Here is a 1,269-nt window from a genome sequence, read left to right as displayed (position 1 = left end):
GGGTCTGCTGCACCGATAGGTGACAGTTTCAGTCACGCGGCCTGACTGGCCGGTGGGATCATGATTGTCTCGTACTCGATGGGGGTCAACCGGGACAACGACCTCTGTCGCCGGCGGCGGTGGTAGGTGCGTTCGATCCAGGTCACGATCGCGGTCCGAAGTTGCTGTCGGGTTGTCCAGGTCCGGCGGTCGAGGACGTTGTTCTGGAGCAGGCCGAAGAACGACTCCATGGCGGCGTTGTCGCCGGCGGCGCCGACTCTGCCCATCGACCCGATCATCTGGTGCTGGTTCAGGGCATGGACGAACTTCCTAGATCGAAATTGGGATCCGCGGTCGGTGTGCAGCACGCAGCCGGCCACGTCACCACGGCGGGCTACGGCGTTGTGCAGGGCGTTGACGGCCAGCCTCGACTTCATCCGTGAGTCGATGGAGTAGCCGACGATCCGGTGGGACCACACGTCCTTGATCGCGCAGAGGTAGAGCTTGCCCTCGTCGGTGTGGTGTTCGGTGATGTCGGCCAGCCACAGCCGGTTCGGGCCGTCGGCGGTGAAGTCCCGCCGGACCAGGTCGTCGTGCACCGGCGGACCGACCTTACCGCCCTTGCCCCGACGCTTCTTTCTGCTGAACGCACTCCACCAGCCCATGCCGGAGCAGATTCTCCAAGCGGTGCGCTCGACCATCGGCTGACCGGCGGCGCGGGCCTCATCGGCCAGGAACCGGTAGCCGAACTCCGGATCATCACGGTGGGCGTCGAACAACGCGTCCGCCCGATACGCCGCCACCAGGTCAGCGCCGGTGACACGGCGGGCACGCCATCGGTAGTAGGGCTGACGAGCGATCTTCAACACCCGGCACGTCACCGCCACGGGGATCCCGCCAGCGGCCAGCTCGCTCACGAGCGGGTAGAGCCTTTTCCCGGCAGATGCGCCTGCGACAGATACGCCGCAGCCCGGCGCAGGACTTCGTTCTCCTGTTCGAGGAGCTTGATCCGCTTGCGGGCCTCGCGCAGCTCGGCTGACTCGCTGCCGCTGACACCCGGCTTGACTCCCGCGTCGACGTCAGCCTGACGCAGCCACTTGAACAGCGTCATGGGGTGGACCCCGAAGTCCTTCGCGATCTGCTCGACGGTCACGCCCGGGTCCCGGTCACGGGCCACCCGCACAACATCGTCGCGGAACTCTCGGGGGTAGGGCTTGGGCACAGCGACATCCTTCCAGCTCACCGTCAGGGCAAGCCAACTCAGATGTCACCTATCGGTGCAGCAGACCC

1 protein-coding gene is annotated in these 1,269 nt (G+C 66.1%); it reads right to left on the bottom strand.

From position 1 onward, the window contains the following. Window positions 1–32: 32 nt before the first annotated feature. Window positions 33–1,201, bottom strand: a protein-coding gene (locus tag ACIBO1_RS32290; RefSeq protein WP_396753104.1) for an IS3 family transposase whose coding sequence is annotated in 2 segments (ribosomal slippage) — window positions 33–914 and window positions 917–1,201 — 1,167 coding nt in all. Because the reading frame shifts where the segments join, the coding sequence is not laid out codon by codon here. Window positions 1,202–1,269 lie beyond the last annotated feature (68 nt).

Source organism: Micromonospora sp. NPDC049903, assembly GCF_044460945.1.
In the GTDB taxonomy this organism is placed as follows: domain Bacteria; phylum Actinomycetota; class Actinomycetes; order Mycobacteriales; family Micromonosporaceae; genus Micromonospora.
The sequence above is the reverse complement of the archived record's forward strand: the minus strand, read 5'-3'. Positions and strand labels throughout refer to the sequence as shown.